Here is an 18164-nt window from a genome sequence, read left to right as displayed (position 1 = left end):
CGATCTCCTTGCTAGAACGGCAGGTTGACCGACATGAAGCCGGTTTCGGAGCGTTCGCGCTGGCCGTCGTACGCGTGGCTGCTGACCTCGACGCCATAGCTCAGCGTGATGTCGTGCTTGAACGTCCACGCGTGCTCGAGGCGCGCGCTCCACAGCGGACTGGTGCCGAATCCGCGCTCGTTGTAAGCGCCGCCCGACACCGAGACGCGTTGCTGCAGCCCCATGTCGCCCTTCTTCCACAGCGTCAGCTGGTGCATGACCGTCGCCGCGGCCGCATAGTCGCGGCGGGGGCTGAAGTACGGCGCGTCCTGCCGCGTGTTGCTGTCGGTGCCGAGCTCCAGCGATACGTTGACGAGCTGGTTCGCGGCCGTGTACACGCGCTGCGTGGCGGTGGCCGAAATCTCCTGATGGAAATTCGAATCGCTGTAGCGGCTCACGCCATAGCTCAGCTTCACCTCGCGACGGTCGTTCTGGCGATACACGACCTGGGCGTTCGCGGAGCGGCCCCAGATGTGCGCGGCATAGGCCTTCCACGGCAGCGAGTTGTCGTTGGAGTCGAGCCCGGCGCTCACGGTCCAGTAGTCGTTCAGCGCATACGCGATCGAACCGCGGCCGCCGGTGCGGCCGTCGCCGCCGAGCGAGCGCGTGACTTCGCCGAGCACCGTGAGCGGCCCGTGCCGATAGTCGCCGCCGATGCCCGTGCGCGTGCGGCTGACGCTGCCGCCGTCGGTTTGCGCATGGCCGTAGAACGTGTGCGCGAAGACCCGCCAGTTGTCGCCGAACGGTTGCGAATAGAGGTAGCTGTCCGACGTGAAGCTGTTCTCGGCCAGCGCGCTGTTGCCGTGCTCGAAGCTCAGGTCGGTCGTGAATACGGGGCTGCGGTACGCGTTGTAGTCGCGCTTGAAGCCGCGCACGGCGCCGCTGTCCGGGAACGTGTTGTCCAGGGTCTGGTCGACGCTCTTCGCGGTCGCGTAGTCGTCGGCCACGAGCGACGCGCGGCCGAGGCCCGCGAGCATCTCGACGCTGTCCGGGTGATCGGTCAGCGACGCGCGATACATCGCGATCGCCTGGCGCGGATGCGACTGGCCGGACACCGCGTCGGCGTGCGCGGCACGAATCTCCGCGTTGAACGGCACCTGTTTCTCGAGTTCTTCGAGTGCGGCGATCCCTTCGTCGGGATGACCCGTGAAGATCAGGTATTGCGCGCGCAGCCGGTAGTAGCGCAGATAGTCGCTTTCTCCCGGACCGACGTTGGTCACCTGCTTGGCCGGCGGCAGCGACTTGCCCATGTCGTCGAGCGCCTGCTTCGCGTCCGCCGCGCGTCCCTGGTCGACGTACGACCAGAACAGCCCTTCGCGCAGTTCGATCGGGCGCGTGCGCCCGCCGTACTGGAAGCCGCGGGTCGCGCGATCCGTCGGCGACGCGGTGGCCTGCTGCAGCGCACGCGCGTAGACGGCGTTCGCCTTGGCCGGCTCGCTCAGGTACAGATAGGCGTCGCCGACGGCCGCCAGCGCGTCGATCGAGATTTCCGCGTTGGACGGAATCGTCTCGAACGTTGCGACAGCCTCCTTCATGTGGCCGCGTGCCGCAAGGGCGACCGTCCGGTCGCCCGCGAGCGCGGTCCTGACCGGCGTGTACTCGGGCGTGGCCGGCATCCGCTTGTCGAGGTCGTCTGCCGCGCGCAGCGCGTTGTCGATCCCGTCGAAGCGGTCGGCACTCGTCATCGAGCGCGACTTGTCGCGTCCGCCGCGCACCTGCTGGCGAATCGACAGCTCTTCCAGTTGCGCGATGTCGACGGCGGAGAACGCGTCGGGCCGGGCCTTCGCTTCCTCGAGCGCCTTGACCGCGCCGCCGCTCGCCGCGAGGCCGAACACGTCGTTGCGCACCGTCGCGACATCGGCGGTACGGAGGTTCGGCGCCTGCGCGTTCGGCGTTTCGACATCGGGGCCTTGCGATCGTTGGGTCGGTTCGCCGGGCAACTGGGCGCCGGGCGTCGCCGAGTTCGGCGCCTGGGTCGACGGCAGCGGCGAACCGGTCGTCTGGGTCACGGGGGCGGGCGAGTTCGGCATTGGCGTGCCGGATGCCTGCGCGGTTTGCGTCGGCACCTGAGGCGGCGCGGTGGTCGCGGTCTGCGCGATGTGCACCGGGGTGGCCGGCGCATGCGCGAGCGGCGCCGGCGAAGCGGATGCGGGCGCGCTGGACGCCGTCGGGGCCGGTTGCGTCGCTGCTTCGGACGGCGCGGTGTTCGCGGCCTGAGCGGGCTGGATCGGTGCATCCGGCGTAGGCGTGGCGGGTGCTGGCGTGTTCGGCGGCGTGGTGTCGGATGCCTGGGCAAGCTGAGCCGGTGCGTCAGGCGGTTGCGCGGCGGGTGCCAGCGTGTTCGGCGGCGCGGTGTCGGATGCCTGGGCAAGCTGGATCGGCGCATCCGGCGGTCGCGCAGCGGGTGCCGGCGTAATCGGCGGCGCGGTATCGGACGCCTGCGCGACCGGTGCCGGCACATCGGGTGGATTCGACGTCGACGCTTGAGCGCCCGGTGCCGCGTCGCTCGCCTGCGGCGCTTCCGGTTCCACCACGACCGTGGTCGGCAGATTCGGCGGCGGAGGGTTCGACGCCTGAGCGATCTGCATCGACGCATCCGACGCCTGCGCGATCGGCGTGGGCGCATTGGGGGGCAGGGCGCCCGAGCCTCGGGCGATCTGCATCGACGTACCCGCCGGCTGCATGTCGGGTGTGAGCGCGTCAGGCGCGCCGTTGGTCCCGGCGATTGCGCTCGCGCCGTGCCGTTCCGCGTCGCCTTCGGCGGCAAGGCAGGAGCCGGACGCGACGAGCAGCAAAAGCAATGGCGCATGCAGGAGGATCCGCCGGTTGGGCGGAGCGACGGTGGTGCATTGTTGTTTCCGATTGTTGGCCACGGTGTCCTCACTCTGAAACGATCACATCGGTTGCACGCCCGACGACGCTCGCCGTCGGCCGTCGCTACGCCGGGCAGCGAGGCCCGGCCGCATCGGAGCGGCTTAAAGGCGATTGCGGATCGCTTGTCCGAGCAGGGCGCGCGATTCGCTGTTCTTCGGGTCGATGGCGAGTGCCCGGCTCGCGTTTTGCTCCACGCAGTTCCATTCGTCGAACCGGGCGCACGAGCGCGCCTTGGCAAGGGCGCGGGCGCCTTCCAGCTCGTCGTGCGTGACGCTGGCGGCTTCCATGTGCGCCGCGTCGGCCATATACGACTGCGGCTGCAGGGTCGGCGGCGCCGGGTGTTTTCTCGCGCGGGCCAGCGCCTGCGTGCGGGACACGCGGTGCGGGTCGCCCGGACGCACCGTGCGGCCGTGGGACCGTGCGGCATGCGCGTCGGCCGTCAGCGTCGCGGACGGCGCATGCGCGGGCCGCGCGTGTTTCGGCGCGGCGCGGGCTGTCGTCGGCGGCGGCACTGGTGGCGCGGGCGGCTCGGCGGCGGCCGTGATGGCCGGAGCGGCCGACGCGGGCGGAATCGGCGATGCGCTCTGCGCAAGCGCCGCCACTGATCCGCCAGGCGCCGATGCGCCGGACGTGCCGCCGGTCACGGCTACGATCGCGTTGCGGTACTTCCCGACGGCGGTGCCGATTACGCCGGCGATGTCGTGCGTCACGCTTGCATGGCCGACCCGTACGTCACGCTCGACATACGCGAACCCTCCGAAGATCGCGGCGAATGCAACGATGCTGAGTGCCGCATTCTTTCCCGGGCCCCAGGAGGGTTTCGGCTGACGGACGGGCTGGCCGTCCGGTCGTTCTGCACGAGTCATTCAGTCCTCCTCGATTTGATGGATTGCCCTGCAAGGCGCGATCGCACGCGCCGGCGGCACGCGGATTCGACTGACGTTCACCAACGCAACTGCGTGGTGAGTGCCCCGGTTTCGACGATCGCGAACTGGGTCGCTCCCTGATAGGTCCCTTCGACCCGGTAACTTGCGTCCGGCACGCTGAACAGGCAGCGCGGCCCCGTTGCCTTGAATTCGATCAGCACGCGGCCATGCCGCCGCAGCCGCACCTGCACGTTCGACAGCGGCTGCCCGGTGCCGCCCGCGACGAACGACACGCCGAGGTTGTACGGGCGGCCGTCGGGGGGAAGCGGCGCCGTACCGTCGATCCGTGCATCGCCGCAGATGTACGAAATCACGTATCGCTCCTGACCCGCGCCGGACGCTGGCGCCGGAGCCGGAGCCGGGGGCTGGGGTTGGGTCTGGGCCCCGGCATTCATGCAGAGCGCGATGACGACGATGCCGAGGAGCGGGCGAGCATGCTGTTTGAACAAGGAAGACATTTCAGCCTCCGTCCGGAATCGATGGCGACGCATATATTCCGAGTCGAAATTAACTGCGTGCTTTTGCGACACGCTATTGATACACGATGGCTTTTGAACTAACAACAGCATGTGGCCGGAATGGCACGCGCTTTAAACGTCTTATTTAAATAGGATTGCGACTTGTTCGACGAATCGGGTAAGTGCAGAACAAAGGCGATATTGCCGAATATGAAAATTGCTCAGCGGTAGTGATGACCAGGCGGCAATGCTGCGATGTAAGTGGTACCGAAGTTCGTGCCGAAAAATAACGACTGATGAAAGGAATTTTTGCCTCTGAATTCGAGTCATTGCGATGAATCGCGACACCTGGATTGTGAGAATCGAAAAAGAGGGTGCGGTGTTTTTGGTGTGAATCGCCATCTGATGCAAATGGAAACTTTTATTTTGTTCTGTAACAGGGTATTTCTGCCCAGATAATCGGCAAGTTATTCGGGGGCGAGAAGGTGCGGGAAGGTAAATTCAAATCGGACTCGCAAACGTTTGGCATTATTGCGAAATTGATCGCGAGTACTGTACGCGCATTCGCCCGGAGCAGGACCGGAAAATGCGGGCGCGAAAATGCGCGTGAGCAGAGAGATGACGCACCGGAGCGGCGGGCGGCCTGATCCGCCGCCCGCCGACCGCCGGTTCGATGAAGGGGAAGGCGGCCGTTACCGGCTGCCGCCGACAGTGCGGCGGGCGATGCGCACGGCCGGCGCGATCGACGCAGCGGTAGCGATCGTGCCGTCGGCCGCGGCGCGCGGCCGGTTCATGATGTAGGCCCACAGCTGTTCGGCCGCGAGCCCGCGCTTGCGTGCCGACCGGTACAGGCGAATCTCGAGTTCGGTGATCCAGTCCGCCGAACCCGCGCAGACGAGCGAGCCTTCGGCGAGTTCCTTCGCCACGCAGCTTTCGGGCAGCCAGCCGATGCCGTGCCCGGCCACCACCATGCCCTTCAGTGCCTCGGACATGTGCGTCTCGAAGCACCGGTGCAGCGCGTACGATTCCGACGCGTTCAGCAGCAGCATTTCGACGACGTTGCCGAGGAACGCGCCCGACGAATACGCAAGCAGCGGCAGCGGCGCGTCGGGCGCGCCCGGCAGTTCGAATACGGGCTTGCCGCGTGCGTCGGGCGTCGACACCGGCAGGATCCGTTCGACACCGAGCGTGACGAACGGGAAGTGGTTCGGATCGAGCACGATCGGCAATTGCGGATGGTGATAGCCGAGCAGCAGGTCGCATTCACCTTCGACGAGCTGCTGCACGCCTTCGGGCACGTTCACCGCGTTGACCCGCGCGGTGACATGGCCGACTTCGCCATTCAGCTGCTTGAGCCATTCGGGGAACAGCGTGAACACGAGCGTATGCGCGACCGCGAAACGCACGACCTGGTCGCTGGCCGCGAACTGGTCGTAGCCGTTCACGAGGTTACGTGCCGCATACATGCTGCGCAGGATGTCCGCTGCCAGCCCGCGGAACATCTGCCCGGCCGGCGTCAGCGCGACCGGGTTGATGCTGCGGTCGACCAGCTTCGCGTCCATCCACGTTTCGAGCGCGGCGATTCGTCTGCTGAATGCCGACTGCGTGAGGTGCCGATGACGTGCGGCCCGGGAAAAGCTCTTGGTATCCGCAAGGCTCAGGAAATCTTCCAGCCACTTTGCTTCCATTTCGATCTTCGCTTTTTATGGTCGGGCGCCCAGGGGGCGACGGCGCCGTTTCGCTGCACGAACCTTCTAGCCTACCGCGCCTGATGAACAGCGGGCCGATGTTTTTTTTCGATCGGTGTTAGTCGAAATATGCATGAGCGTTGTCGGCGGCATTACGGCTGCATACGTTGGAGGCGCCGGACCCGGCTAACCGGTTAGTTCATCGCGTCGAACACCGGCGCGGCCGCAGACGGTACTTCCCCGCGGGCCGGCCACGCGCGTTGCGTGGCTGGCCCGCCTTCCAGCCCGTGCGTGGCGGGCAACCCGGCGCGGTGCCGTCCCGGGCGGTCAAGCGGGGAAGCGGGATGCGGGAAGCGGGAAGCGGGAAGCGGGAGTGGGCGGTTGAACCGCGGCGTTCGCGAAGCCGGGCCCGGGGGCGGGCGGTGCGAGGGCACGATGCGCGATTCCGCGCACCGCCGGCGAGGGCGCAGCGGGGTGCCGCGCGGCATGCCACATGCGTGACATGCAGGAGAACGATGTTCGACAGGCGCGGGAGCGCCGCGCGCGATCGCGGCGCGTCCACGCCGCGGATTGAACCGTCGCTGCACCGTCGTGGTGCGGCATGGCGCGCGGGCGTGCGTGGCGCGGCGCAAAAAGGGGGAATTCGAACGGATACCAGCAAGGCACGTTCCTTGCAAAGCAGGTGTGACGCCGGTCCGGCATGCGCAATGCCGGAGAGAACGATGGAGAACAATTCGATGAAACCGTTCGACGAAATGCTGCAATCCGGCGACATGGTCAGGGCGCCCTATGCGCGCCTGAAGCACTGGCTCGACACGCAGAACCCCGCGAGCCTCGCCCAGAAGGCCCACGACGCGGAAGGCGTGTTCCGCAGGACGGGCATCACGTTCGCCGTGTACGGCGACGCGCAGGCCGCGGAGCGGCTGATTCCGTTCGACATCGTGCCGAGGATCATCTCGGGTGCGGAATGGAACCGGCTGTCGGCCGGCATCGAGCAGCGCGTGATGGCGCTCAACGCGTTCCTCGACGACATCTACCACCGCCAGGAAATCGTGCGCGCGGGCATCGTGCCGAAACACCTGATCGCGCACAACGACGCATTCATCCCGGAGATGATCGATTTCCGGCCGCCTGGCAACGTGTATACGCACATCATCGGCGTCGACATCGTGCGCACCGGCGAGAACGAATTCTACGTGCTGGAGGACAACGCGCGGACGCCATCCGGCGTGTCGTACATGCTGGAAAACCGCGAGACGATGATGCAGCTCTTTCCGGAGCTGTTCCAGCAGGTCAAGGTGCGCCCGGTCGAGACCTATCCGCAGATGCTGCGCCAGTCGCTCGCGGCCGTGTGCCCGCCGGGCGGCAACGCCGACAACCCGACCATCGCCGTGCTCACGCCCGGCATCCACAATTCGGCGTACTACGAACATTCGTTCCTCGCCGACCAGATGGGCGTGCACCTCGTCGAGGGCAGCGACCTGCAGGTGGTCGACGGCCGCGTCGCGATGCGCACGACCGAGGGCTTCCGGCCGATCGACGTGCTGTACCGGCGCGTCGACGACGCGTTTCTCGATCCGCTCACGTTCCGCCCCGATTCGGTGCTCGGCGTGGCCGGGATCATGGACGTCTACCGCGCCGGCAACATCACGATCGCGAACGCGCCCGGCACCGGCATCGCCGACGACAAGGCGATCTACTCGTACATGCCGGAGATCGTCGAGTTCTACACGGGCCGCAAGGCGCTGCTGGAGAACGTGCCGACCTGGCGCTGCGGCGAGGCCGACAGCCTCAAGTACGTGCTCGACCATCTCGACGAACTGGTCGTGAAGGAGGTGCACGGCTCCGGCGGCTACGGGATGCTGGTCGGACCGTGCGCATCGAAGGCCGAGCTCGACGCATTCGCCGCGAAGCTGCGTGCGCGGCCCGCGAACTACATCGCGCAACCCACGCTGGCGTTGTCCACGACGCCGATCCTGACCGAAGCCGGCCTCGCGCCGCGCCACGTCGACCTGCGGCCGTTCGTGCTGGTGTCGGACCGGATCCGCATCACGCCGGGCGGGCTCACGCGCGTCGCGCTGAAGGAGGGCTCGCTCGTCGTCAACTCGAGCCAGGGCGGCGGCACCAAGGACACCTGGGTGCTGGCTGACTGAGCCGGGCACGACCGCGCGCGCCGCGGCCGGCGCGCGAACCGAACGAAGACGGAGTGGACACGAGATGCTTCTGGGACGAACTGCGAGCGGTCTCTACTGGATGTACCGCTATATCGAGCGCGCGGAAAACATCGCGCGCATCGTCGATGCCGGGCTGCGGATGGCGCTCACGCGCACGTCCGACGCGCCGGCCGAATGGTCGTCGGTGCTGGTCAGTTCCGGCGCGGACGAAGGCTATCGTCAGAAGTACGACGCCTATGCCGCCGATACCGTGACCGACTACCTGCTGCGCGACCGCGACAACCCGTCGAGCGTGCTGTCGTGCATCGAGGCCGCGCGCTCGAACGCGCGGATGGTGCGCACGGCGCTCACGCGCGAGGCCTGGGAGAGCGTGAACGGCGCATGGCTCGCGCTGCGCGGCGCGTTCGCGCAGCCGGTGCCGGAGAGCGCGCTGCCGGCGGTGCTCGACGAAGTGAAGCGCGAAACCGCGCTGATCCTCGGCAGCTTCTACAGCACGATGCTGCGCAACGAGATCTTCGACTTCGCGCAGATCGGCGCGTTCGTCGAGCGGGCCGACAACACCGCGCGGATCCTCGACGTGAAATACCACCTGCTGCTGCCGTCGGTGTCGCACGTCGGCACGATCCTCGACAACTACCAGTGGGAGACGATCCTTCGCTGCGTGGCCGCGCATCGGTCGTATCGCTGGGTGTACGACGTGCAGTACAAGCCGATGAACATCGCCGACTACCTGATCCTGAACGGCCGCATGCCGCGTTCGCTGCGCTATTGCTACGGGCGCGTGGTGTCGAGCCTGAACCTGCTAGCGAAGGATTACGGCGTGACACATCCGTGTCACGACACGGCCACGAAGATCCTGCAGAGGTTGTCCGACACGTCGGTCGAGCGGATCTTCAAGAGCGGCCTGCACGAGTTCCTGACCGACTTCATCGGCCGCAACAACAGCCTCGGGATCGACATCGCCCAGGCCTACAACTTCGACTGAGGCTTGCCATGCGACTCGCCATCCGACACATCTCGCGTTATCAGTTCGACGATCAAGCCACCCATGCACTGCAACGGCTGCGGCTGCGCCCGCAATCGGGGCCCGGGCAGACGGTGCGCGCGTGGCAGGTCACGATCGACGGCGTCGAGCCGGCGCTGTCCTATGCCGACGGGTTCGGCAACCGGATCGACCTCGTGCGCCACGACCGCGGCGCGAAGCACGAGATCGTCGTGGTCGCGGCCGGCGTCGTCGAGACGCAGGATCGCGCGGGCATTCTCGGCAACTCCGACGGTTATGCGCCGCCGTGGATCTTCGAACGCGAGACCGCGCTCACGAAAGCCGGCGACACCGTGCGCACGCTCACGCAGGCGCTGCCGATCGAGCGGCACAGCCTCGATGCGCTGCACTGGCTGATGACCGAGGTGCACGGTCGCATCGCATACGCGCCGAACCTCGCCGACACGCCGGTCGATGCGGAAACCGCGCTGCAAAACGGCGAGGGCACGAGCCGCGATCACGCCCATGCGTTCATCGCGGCCGCGCGTGCGCTGAAGGTGCCGGCGCGCTACATCTCGGGCTACGTGCTCGCCGACAGCGCGATGCAGCGCATCGCCGACGCGAAGCAGAGCATCAACGACGACGATGCGGAGGAAGCGCTCGCGCTGCAGAGCGGCGACGGCATGCAGCAGGCGCTCGGCGCGTCGCATGCCGCGCAGTCGCAGGGCGTGCCGCAGGCCGCGCTCGGCGCACAGCCGCGGGCCGTCGCGCTGATGCAGCAGCCGGCCGGCCATGCATGGGCCGAGGCCTACGTCGAAGGGCTCGGCTGGGTCGGGTTCGATCCGTTCATGAACCGCTGCCCGGACGAGCGCTACGTGCGCATCGCGATCGGCCTCGACCATCGCGACGCACAGCCGGTGACGGGGCTCGGCGCGCGCGCCGTCGGCGTCGAGATCAGCGTCGTGCAGTCACCGGAACTGGTCTGACGCGCCCCTTCGCCGAATCCGCCGTGCCGTGCCGCCGCAGCAACGGCGACGCGGCGCGCGCGGCCGGCTCAACCCGAACCGAGCGGCTCTCCCATGCCCATCCACGTCGCGCTGCATCACACCACCCGCTACCGCTACGACCGGCCCGTCAATCTCGGGCCGCAGATCGTGCGGCTGCGGCCCGCGCCGCACTGCCGGACGCCGATCGTCGCGTATTCGATGACGGTCGAGCCCGCGCAGCACTTCATCAACTGGCAGCAGGACCCGTTTTCGAACTATCTCGCGCGACTCGTGTTTCCGGAGCGCACCGAACACTTCGAGATCACGATCGATCTCGTCGCCGAGATGGCGGTGTACAACCCGTTCGACTTCTTTCTCGAAGCGAGCGCGGAGCAATACCCGTTCAGCTATGACGATGCGCTGAAGGCCGAACTCGCACCGTATCTCGCGTGCGATCCGCTCACGAGCGCGGCGCCGCTGTTCCGCGCGTATCTCGACGGCGTCGACCGCACGCCGGCCGGCACCGTGAACTTCCTCGTCGCGCTGAACCAGCAGGTGCAGCGCGACATCGGCTATCTCGTGCGGATGGCGCCCGGCGTGCAGACGCCCGAGCAGACGCTCGAGCTGGCCTGCGGATCGTGCCGCGACAGCGCGTGGCTGCTCGTGCAGCTGTGCCGGCATCTCGGCATCGCCGCGCGCTTCGTGTCCGGCTACCTGATCCAGCTCACGCCCGACGTGAAGGCGCTCGACGGCCCGAGCGGCACGTCGGTCGACTTCACCGACCTGCACGCGTGGTGCGAGGTGTACCTGCCGGGCGCGGGGTGGATCGGCTTCGATCCGACCTCGGGCCTGCTCGCCGGCGAGGGGCATATCCCGCTCGCGTGCACGCCGCAGCCGACCAGCGCGGCACCGGTCGAAGGGTTGATCGACGAATGCGAGGTCGGGTTCGAGCACGAGATGGCCGTGACGCGCGTGTACGAATCGCCGCGCGTGACGAAGCCGTATACGGAGCAGCAATGGGATGCGGTGCGCACGCTCGGCGAGCAGGTCGACGGCGCATTGACGGCCGGCGACGTGCGGCTCACGCAAGGCGGCGAGCCGACCTTCGTGTCGATCGACGATCGCGACGGCGCCGAGTGGAACACCGATGCGCTCGGGCCGACCAAGCGCGGGTATGCGACCGAACTCGTGCAGCGGCTGCGCGCCGAATACGGCGCCGGCGGCTTCCTGCATTTCGGGCAGGGCAAGTGGTATCCGGGCGAGCAGTTGCCGCGCTGGGCGCTGTCGATCTTCTGGCGCGCCGACGGGCAGCCCGTGTGGCAGGACCCGTCGCTGTTCGCCGACGAACGCGAGCCGTCCGCATGCACGACTGAAGAGGCGAAGCGCTTCATCGACGCGCTGGCCGCGCGCCTCGGGCTGACCGACGAATTCGTGCGGCCCGGCTACGAGGATGTGTGGTACTACCTGTGGCGCGAACGCCGGTTGCCCGTCAACGTCGATCCGTTCGATTCGCGCCTCGACGACGAGCTCGAACGCGCGCGGCTGCGCAAGGTGTTCGACCGGCAGCTCGACAGCGTGGTCGGCTACGTGCTGCCGATCAAGCGCGCGGACGAAGCGTCGGGCCGCGCTCGGCCGGGCCTCGACGGCCCGCGCTGGCAGACGGGCCCGTGGTTCTTCCGCGACGAGCGGATGTACCTCGTGCCCGGCGATTCGCCGATGGGCTATCGGTTGCCGCTCGATTCGCTGCCGTGGGTCGCCGGTGCCGACTATCCGTACCTGGTCGAACGCGACCCGTTCGCGCCGCGCGGCGCGCTGCCGGACGCGGCCGCGTTGCGGGCCCGTCATGCGGGCACGGCCGACGCGCCGCGCTATCTGGCCGGCGTGCATCGCGAGGCACCGGCTCAAGCGGTCATGCAGTGGCGCAACGACGGCACGGCCGCGGGCACACCGCGCACGCATGCGGCGCAGGACCCGCAGCGCCAGCCCGAGCGCTTCGAATCGGCCGCATGGATCACGCGCACCGCGCTGTGCGTCGAAGTGCGCAACGGCATCCTGTACCTGTTCATGCCGCCGCTGGCCGCGCTCGAGGATTATCTCGACCTGCTCGCCGCGATCGAGCTGACCGCGCACGCGCTCGGCGTGAAACTGGTGCTCGAAGGCTATCCGCCGCCGCGCGACGCGCGGCTCAAGCTGCTGCAGGTCACGCCCGATCCCGGCGTGATCGAGGTGAACGTCCACCCGGCCCGGAGCTTCGACGAACTCGTCGGCCAGACCGAATTCCTGTACGACGCCGCATGGCAGTCGCGGCTGTCCAGCGAGAAGTTCATGGTCGACGGCCGGCATGTCGGCACGGGCGGCGGCAATCACTTCGTGCTCGGCGGCGCGACGCCGGCCGACAGCCCGTTCCTGCGCCGCCCGGACCTGCTCGCGAGCCTGATCGCGTACTGGCACAACCATCCGTCGCTGTCGTACCTGTTCTCCGGCCTCTTCATCGGCCCGACGAGCCAGGCGCCGCGCGTCGACGAGGCGCGCAACGACCAGCTCCACGAGCTCGACATCGCATTCGCGGAAATCCAGCGCAACAAGCTGCTGTACGGGCAGGACATGCCGCCGTGGCTCGTCGACCGCGTGCTGCGCAACCTGCTGATCGACGTGACCGGCAACACGCACCGCAGCGAGTTCTGCATCGACAAGCTGTATTCGCCCGACTCGTCGACCGGACGCCTCGGCCTGCTCGAGTTGCGCGCGTTCGAGATGCCGCCGCACGCGCGAATGAGCATCGTGCAGCAGCTGCTGCTGCGCGCGCTGGTTGCGCGCTTCTGGGCCGCGCCATACACGACGCCGCTCACGCGCTGGGGCACCGCGCTGCACGATCGCTTCATGCTGCCCGCGTTCCTGAAGATGGATTTCGACGACGTGCTGGCCGAGTTGCGCGACGCCGGTTTCGCGTTCGATCCCGCGTGGTTCGCGCCGCATTTCGAATTCCGTTTCCCGCTGTTCGGCCAGATCGCGGTGAACGGGATGCAGCTGTCGCTGCGCGGCGCGCTGGAGCCGTGGCACGTGATGGGCGAGGAGGGCGCGATCGGCGGCACGGTGCGCTACGTCGATTCGTCGATCGAACGGCTCGAGGTGCGCGTGACCGGGCTGAACGACAACCGGCATGTCGTGACCGTCAACGGGCGCGCGCTGCCGCTGCAGCCGACCGGCACCGTCGGCGAATACGTCGCGGGCGTGCGCTACAAGGCGTGGGCGCCGCCGTCGGCGCTGCATCCGACCATCGGCGTGCATGCGCCGCTCACGTTCGACATCGTCGATACGTGGCTGCAGCGCTCGCTCGGCGGCTGCCGGTATCACGTCGCGCATCCGGGCGGGCGCAACTATGCGACGTTTCCCGTCAATGCGTACGAAGCGGAGAGCCGCCGGCTCGCGCGCTTCGTCGCGATGGGGCACACGCCGGGGCGGATGGCGGTATCGGCCACCGCGCCGAGCCGCGAATTCCCGTTCACGCTCGACCTGCGACGGCCCTGATCGCCGGATGAACGGACGCACGACGATGCGCGGTGCGCGGCCGCCCGGCGCGGGGGCTGCTGGCGGCCCCCGCCAAGTGCTAGGATGCGGGCAGATTGCGGCTGCCCGCCGTGGTCGCCGCACCTGCCGCACCTGCCGTGCCCGGCCGACGCTGCGGCGGCGCGCGGGCCCGGCCGCGCCCTGACGACGAAACGATACCGATCGTGCCGCCCATTCACCCCGACGATCTCGCCGACGCCGACGCGATGCCCACGCTTTTCGATACCGGCGCGCAGCCGGACGCCGCGGAACTGGCCGCCGCGCTCGCGGCGCCGGCCGCCGCCGGCCGCTACGACGAACTGCGCGGCAGCGCCGCCGGCCTCAACGCGCCGCGGCTCGCTCCCGCATGGCGCAGCTTCTTCACGTCGATCGGCAGCGACGGCGTGGCCGACCTCGACCGCCGCGCCGACGCGCTGCAGCGACGCATGCGCGAGAACGGCCTGTTCTACCAGCTCCACGAACAACGCGCGGGCGACGGCGCGGCCGGCCCGTGGTCGCTCGATCTGCTGCCGATGATCGTCACGCCCGAGGACTGGGTCGCGATCGAGCGCGGCGTGCTGCAGCGCGTGCGGCTGCTGAACGCGACGATGGCCGACCTGTACGGGCCGCAGACGATCCTGCAGCGCGGGCTGCTGCCGCCCGCGCTCGTGACCGGCCACCCGGGCTATCTGCGCGCGATGCGCGGCGCACGCGTGCCGGGCGATACGTGGCTGCACGTCGTCGCGTTCGATCTCGCGCGCGGCCCCGACGGGCAATGGCGGATCGTCGCGCAGCACACGCAGGGCGCGGCCGGTCTCGGTTATTTGCTCGAGAACCGGCTGATCGTGTCGCGGCTCTTTCCGCGCGGCTTCCGCGGGCTGCGCGTGCAGCGGCTCGCATCCGCCTACCGGTCGCTGCTGCAGAGCATGCAGGCGTTGAGCCCGGCACGGAAGAATTCGCGGATCGTGCTGCTGACGCCCGGGCCGCACAGCGCGACGTATTTCGAGCATGCGTATCTCGCGCGCTACCTCGGCCTCACGCTCGTCGAGGGCGGCGACCTGACCGCGCGCGACAACCGCGTGTTCCTGAAGACGCTGCGCGGGCTCGAACCCGTGCACGGGATCCTGCGGCGTGTCGACGACGCGTGGCTCGATCCGCTCGAACTGCGGCCCGATTCGCTGCTCGGCGTGCCGGGGCTGCTGCAGGCCGTGCGCGCGGGCAACCTGCTGCTCGCGAATGCGCCGGGCTCGGGCTTCCTCGAATCGCCGGGCGTGCTCGGCTTCATGCCGCGCCTCGCGGAAGGGCTGCTCGGCGAAACGCTGACGTTGCCGGCCGTGCATTCGTGGTGGTGCGGCGAGGCGGCCGCGTGCGACGACGCGCTGCCGCAGCTCGCGCGCGCCATCGTGAAGCCGTCGTATCCGCCCGAGGTGCAGGCCGGCGGCGCGTTCGATCCGGTGATCGGCGCGCGGCTCACGCCGGCGGAGCTGGCCGAGTGGCGCGCGCGGATCCTGGCGCGGCCCGAGCACTACACGGTGCAGGCCGACCTGCCGTTGTCGCAGGCACCCACCTGGCCGGGGCACGATTCGCCCGACGGCCACGGCGGCGCGCGCATCGTGCCGAAGCCGCTGCTGCTGCGCGTGTTCGCGCTCGCCGACGGCGCGCAGCGCTGGCGGCTGCTGCCGGGCGGGCTGTCGCGCGTCGGCACGCGCGATACGCTGTTCAACGCGCCGATGCCGCGTGGCGGCAGCACCGTCGATACGTGGGTGATGACCGAAGGCATCGTCGATTCGACGACGCTGCTGCAGACCCGTCTCGGCCCCGACGATCTCGTCGAGCGCCCGCGCGCGATCGCGAGCCGCGCGGCCGAGAACCTGTTCTGGCTCGGCCGCTATACCGAGCGTGCGACCAACCTGATGCGTCTCGCGCGCGCCGCGCTGGAGCGACTGCGCGGCGAGGACGACGTCGATAGTCCCGCGCATCTGGAGCTGATCGACACGCTGTGCCGCGACACGGGGCTGATCGCCGCCGACGCGCCGAACGCCGTCGATGCGCCGCGCGCGTTCCAGCACGCACTCGCGACGTCGCTGACGCGCGGCGCCGAGCGCACGTCGGGCATCGCGTCCTGCCTGTTCGGCATGCGTGGCGCGGCCGCGGCGATTCGCGAGCGGCTGTCGAGCGAGCAGTGGCGGTTGATCGACGACGCGACGCAACTGTTCGCCGATAGCGCCGGCCATCCGGAAGCCGAGGAGCAGCTCGGCAACGAAGCGCTGCAACTGCTCGAGCGGCTGGGGCTGCTGCTCGGCGCGATCACCGGCGCGCAGACCGACAACATGACGCGCGACGACGGCTGGCGGCTGCTGTCGATCGGCCGGCAGATCGACCGCCTGGATTTTCTGTGCAGTGTGCTGAAGTTCGCATTCGAAGAAGGTGCCGTGCACCGGCAGGACGGCTTCGAACTCGTGCTGGAGCTGTTCGACAGCACGATCACGTTCCGATCGCGCTTCCAGCGCGGCTTCGACGTCGCGCCGCTGCTGTCGCTCGCGGTGCTCGACACCGACAACCCGCGCTCGCTCGGCTGGGTCGTGCAGGCGCTGCGCGGCCGGCTGACGAAGGTCGAGCGCAGCGAAGGCTATGCGCTGTCCGAGCTGGCCGAGACGATTCCGGACGTACCCGCGTGGTCGCTGCACGAGCTGTGCGAAACCGGCGACGGCGGCCGCCACGACACGCTGCTCGCCGCGCTCGACACGACCGTGAAGGCCGTGTGGGCGCTGTCGAACCGAATCGGCGAGCGCTATTTCAGTCACGTGCGCGAGGCGGGCAGGACGCTATGGTGACGCACAAACATGCGGCGAAGACGCCGCCCGTGCCGGGTTCAGGCACTGCGAAGCCGGCAGCGGCGGCACCGGCCGGATCGACCCCATCGACCCTATCGACCCCATTGGCTTCATCCACCGCGTCGCCCCCCCCGACCGCGCCGGCGACCGCCGCATCGGGCCGCCTGTTGCGCGTCACGCACGACACCGAATACCGTTATGCGGCGCGCGTCGAATCCGCGCAGCACCAGGCGCGGCTGCAGCCGCTCGCGACGCCGCGCCAGCAGGTGTTGTCGTTCGCGCTTGACATCGAGCCGGCGCCGGAAGCGGTCGGCACCGAGATCGACGCGTTCGGCAACGCGCGCGCGTCGTTCGCGCTGAACCAGCCGCACGATGCGCTGCGCGTGCGCAGCCGCAGCACGGTGCGCGTGAGTCCGCCCGTCTGGTCGCAGGGCGCGCGCGGTGCGCCGCCGCCCGCGATCGCGAACCCCGGCGCCGAACACGCAACGGCATGGGAAACCGTGCGCGACCGCCTGCGGTTTCGCGCGGGGCAGCCGTACGACGCGGCGAGCGAATTCGTGTTCCCGTCACTGCATGTCGCGTGCGATCCCGAGCTCGCGGCGTATGCGGCCGCGAGCTTTACGCCGCAGCGGCCGCTCGTGCAGGCCGCGTGGGACCTGATGCGGCGGATTCACGCCGATTTCGCGTATACGCCGAACAGCACCGACATCACGACGAGCGCGCTCGATGCGTTGCGATTGCGCCAGGGCGTGTGCCAGGATTTCGCGCATGTGATGATCGGCGCGCTGCGTTCGCTCGGACTCGCCGCGCGTTACGTGAGCGGTTATCTGCTGACGCAGCCGCCGCCCGGGCAGTCGCGTCTGATCGGGGCGGATGCCTCGCATGCGTGGGTCGACGTGTACGATCCCGCGTGGCCGGAAGATGGCGGCTGGCTGCAACTCGATCCGACCAACGACCGCGCGCCGGGCGACGATTACGTGATGCTGTCGATCGGCCGCGACTATGCGGACGTGACGCCGTTGCGCGGCGTGATTCGCGGTGGCGGCGCGGACCAGGAGCTGAAGGTTGGCGTGACGGTCGAGCCGCTCGACATCGATTGACGGCGGTCGGTGGCGTCGGTTTTGCAGCTTCGACGATGTGCCAATTCGCGCGTCTGTTTCTCCCGCGTCTTCTCCCCGGATTCAATGCGGCCGTGTTCAGTGGCTGCATCGGTCGTGTGCCGGCCAATGCTTGCAGAAGCACGTTCGTGGCAGCGGCATGGGCCTGACGGTCGAAGCGCCGTGGTCGAGGTGAGGCTTCGTACTTGACCGTGAGACACGATCGGAAAGGTGCGGGTCATTCCATTCGATTTAATCGGACGAGTTCAATTTTGCAATAAGAAAGAAAACAGCACTTGTGCGCCGACGCTCTGGATTCCGATGATGCGGATCACGTTCATGTACGTCCAGCTTGAATGAGCGGCGGCAGAGCGGCAGGGGAAAACACCAAACCGCGCACAGGAGCCAGGGTGACTCACCTTTATCTCGATAGTCAGTCGGCGACGGATGAAACCGTCGCACGATCAGCCGACACATCAGGCGCGCCCGCGCCGCGCCCCGAACCGCCGCCGATCATCGTTGGCCGCGTTGAAGGGATGACGATGTTCGCGAAGAACACG

11 protein-coding genes are annotated in these 18164 nt (G+C 68.5%); 7 read left to right on the top strand and 4 right to left on the bottom strand.

Annotation, left to right across the window (positions count from 1 at the left end; all coding sequences use genetic code 11):
• Positions 1-11: 11 nt before the first annotated feature.
• The 4 genes from pgaA to ACTJKF_RS24580 all read right to left on the bottom strand — a co-directional run bounded on the left by pgaA (position 12) and on the right by ACTJKF_RS24580 (position 5985).
• A complete protein-coding gene (pgaA, locus tag ACTJKF_RS24595; protein WP_440626892.1) occupies positions 12-2912 on the bottom strand; it encodes a poly-beta-1,6 N-acetyl-D-glucosamine export porin PgaA in 2901 nt (966 codons plus the stop codon).
• 102 nt (positions 2913-3014) lie between these two features.
• Complete coding sequence (locus ACTJKF_RS24590) at positions 3015-3779, bottom strand: hypothetical protein (protein ID WP_440626890.1); 765 nt, start codon at positions 3777-3779, stop codon at positions 3015-3017.
• Between the two features lie 77 nt (positions 3780-3856).
• Positions 3857-4297 (bottom strand): hypothetical protein, encoded by a 441-nt coding sequence (locus ACTJKF_RS24585; protein ID WP_440626888.1) that lies wholly within the window; start codon positions 4295-4297, stop codon positions 3857-3859.
• 692 nt (positions 4298-4989) lie between these two features.
• Positions 4990-5985: a LysR substrate-binding domain-containing protein gene (locus ACTJKF_RS24580; protein WP_440626886.1), complete on the bottom strand. Its 996-nt coding sequence runs from the start codon at positions 5983-5985 to the stop codon at positions 4990-4992.
• Positions 5986-6722: 737 nt separating this feature from the next.
• On the opposite strand from ACTJKF_RS24580, the gene ACTJKF_RS24575 reads away from it, so the two are divergent.
• The 7 genes from ACTJKF_RS24575 to ACTJKF_RS24545 all read left to right on the top strand — a co-directional run.
• Entirely contained in the window at positions 6723-8138 is a 1416-nt protein-coding gene (locus ACTJKF_RS24575) for a circularly permuted type 2 ATP-grasp protein (protein ID WP_440626976.1), read from the top strand.
• Positions 8139-8202: 64 nt separating this feature from the next.
• Positions 8203-9144: an alpha-E domain-containing protein gene (locus ACTJKF_RS24570; RefSeq protein ID WP_440626885.1), complete on the top strand. Its 942-nt coding sequence runs from the start codon at positions 8203-8205 to the stop codon at positions 9142-9144.
• An 8-nt stretch (positions 9145-9152) separates the two neighbouring features.
• Complete coding sequence (locus ACTJKF_RS24565; protein WP_440626883.1) at positions 9153-10127, top strand: transglutaminase family protein; 975 nt, start codon at positions 9153-9155, stop codon at positions 10125-10127.
• 93 nt (positions 10128-10220) lie between these two features.
• On the top strand, positions 10221-13655 hold the full coding sequence (locus tag ACTJKF_RS24560; RefSeq protein ID WP_440626881.1) for a DUF2126 domain-containing protein: 3435 nt from the start codon (positions 10221-10223) through the stop codon (positions 13653-13655).
• A 245-nt stretch (positions 13656-13900) separates the two neighbouring features.
• A complete protein-coding gene (locus ACTJKF_RS24555) occupies positions 13901-16507 on the top strand; it encodes a circularly permuted type 2 ATP-grasp protein (protein WP_440626974.1) in 2607 nt (868 codons plus the stop codon).
• Entirely contained in the window at positions 16501-17607 is a 1107-nt protein-coding gene (locus tag ACTJKF_RS24550) for a transglutaminase family protein (protein ID WP_440626880.1), read from the top strand. The genes ACTJKF_RS24555 and ACTJKF_RS24550 overlap by 7 nt, the downstream gene beginning before the upstream one ends.
• Positions 17608-17960: 353 nt before the next feature.
• The coding region (locus tag ACTJKF_RS24545) for a hypothetical protein (protein WP_440626878.1) at positions 17961-18164 on the top strand (204 nt) is incomplete at its 3' end.

Source organism: Burkholderia sp. 22313 (assembly GCF_052045245.1).
Lineage (GTDB): Bacteria > Pseudomonadota > Gammaproteobacteria > Burkholderiales > Burkholderiaceae > Burkholderia.
Note: the sequence above shows the minus strand (reverse complement) of the source record. Positions and strands in the feature narration are given on the sequence as shown.

Bases quoted from the DNA above. Each gene is read 5' to 3' on its own strand.
- ACTJKF_RS24580 (WP_440626886.1), bottom strand. From the start codon at position 5,985: ATGGAAGCAAAGTGGCTGGAAGATTTCCTGAGCCTTGCGGATACCAAG.
- ACTJKF_RS24555 (WP_440626974.1), top strand. From the start codon at position 13,901: ATGCCCACGCTTTTCGATACCGGCGCGCAGCCGGACGCCGCGGAACTG.
- ACTJKF_RS24570 (WP_440626885.1), top strand. From the start codon at position 8,203: ATGCTTCTGGGACGAACTGCGAGCGGTCTCTACTGGATGTACCGCTAT.
- ACTJKF_RS24560 (WP_440626881.1), top strand. From the start codon at position 10,221: ATGCCCATCCACGTCGCGCTGCATCACACCACCCGCTACCGCTACGAC.
- ACTJKF_RS24550 (WP_440626880.1), top strand. From the start codon at position 16,501: ATGGTGACGCACAAACATGCGGCGAAGACGCCGCCCGTGCCGGGTTCA.
- ACTJKF_RS24565 (WP_440626883.1), top strand. From the start codon at position 9,153: ATGCGACTCGCCATCCGACACATCTCGCGTTATCAGTTCGACGATCAA.
- ACTJKF_RS24585 (WP_440626888.1), bottom strand. From the start codon at position 4,297: ATGTCTTCCTTGTTCAAACAGCATGCTCGCCCGCTCCTCGGCATCGTC.
- ACTJKF_RS24590 (WP_440626890.1), bottom strand. From the start codon at position 3,779: ATGACTCGTGCAGAACGACCGGACGGCCAGCCCGTCCGTCAGCCGAAA.
- ACTJKF_RS24575 (WP_440626976.1), top strand. From the start codon at position 6,723: ATGAAACCGTTCGACGAAATGCTGCAATCCGGCGACATGGTCAGGGCG.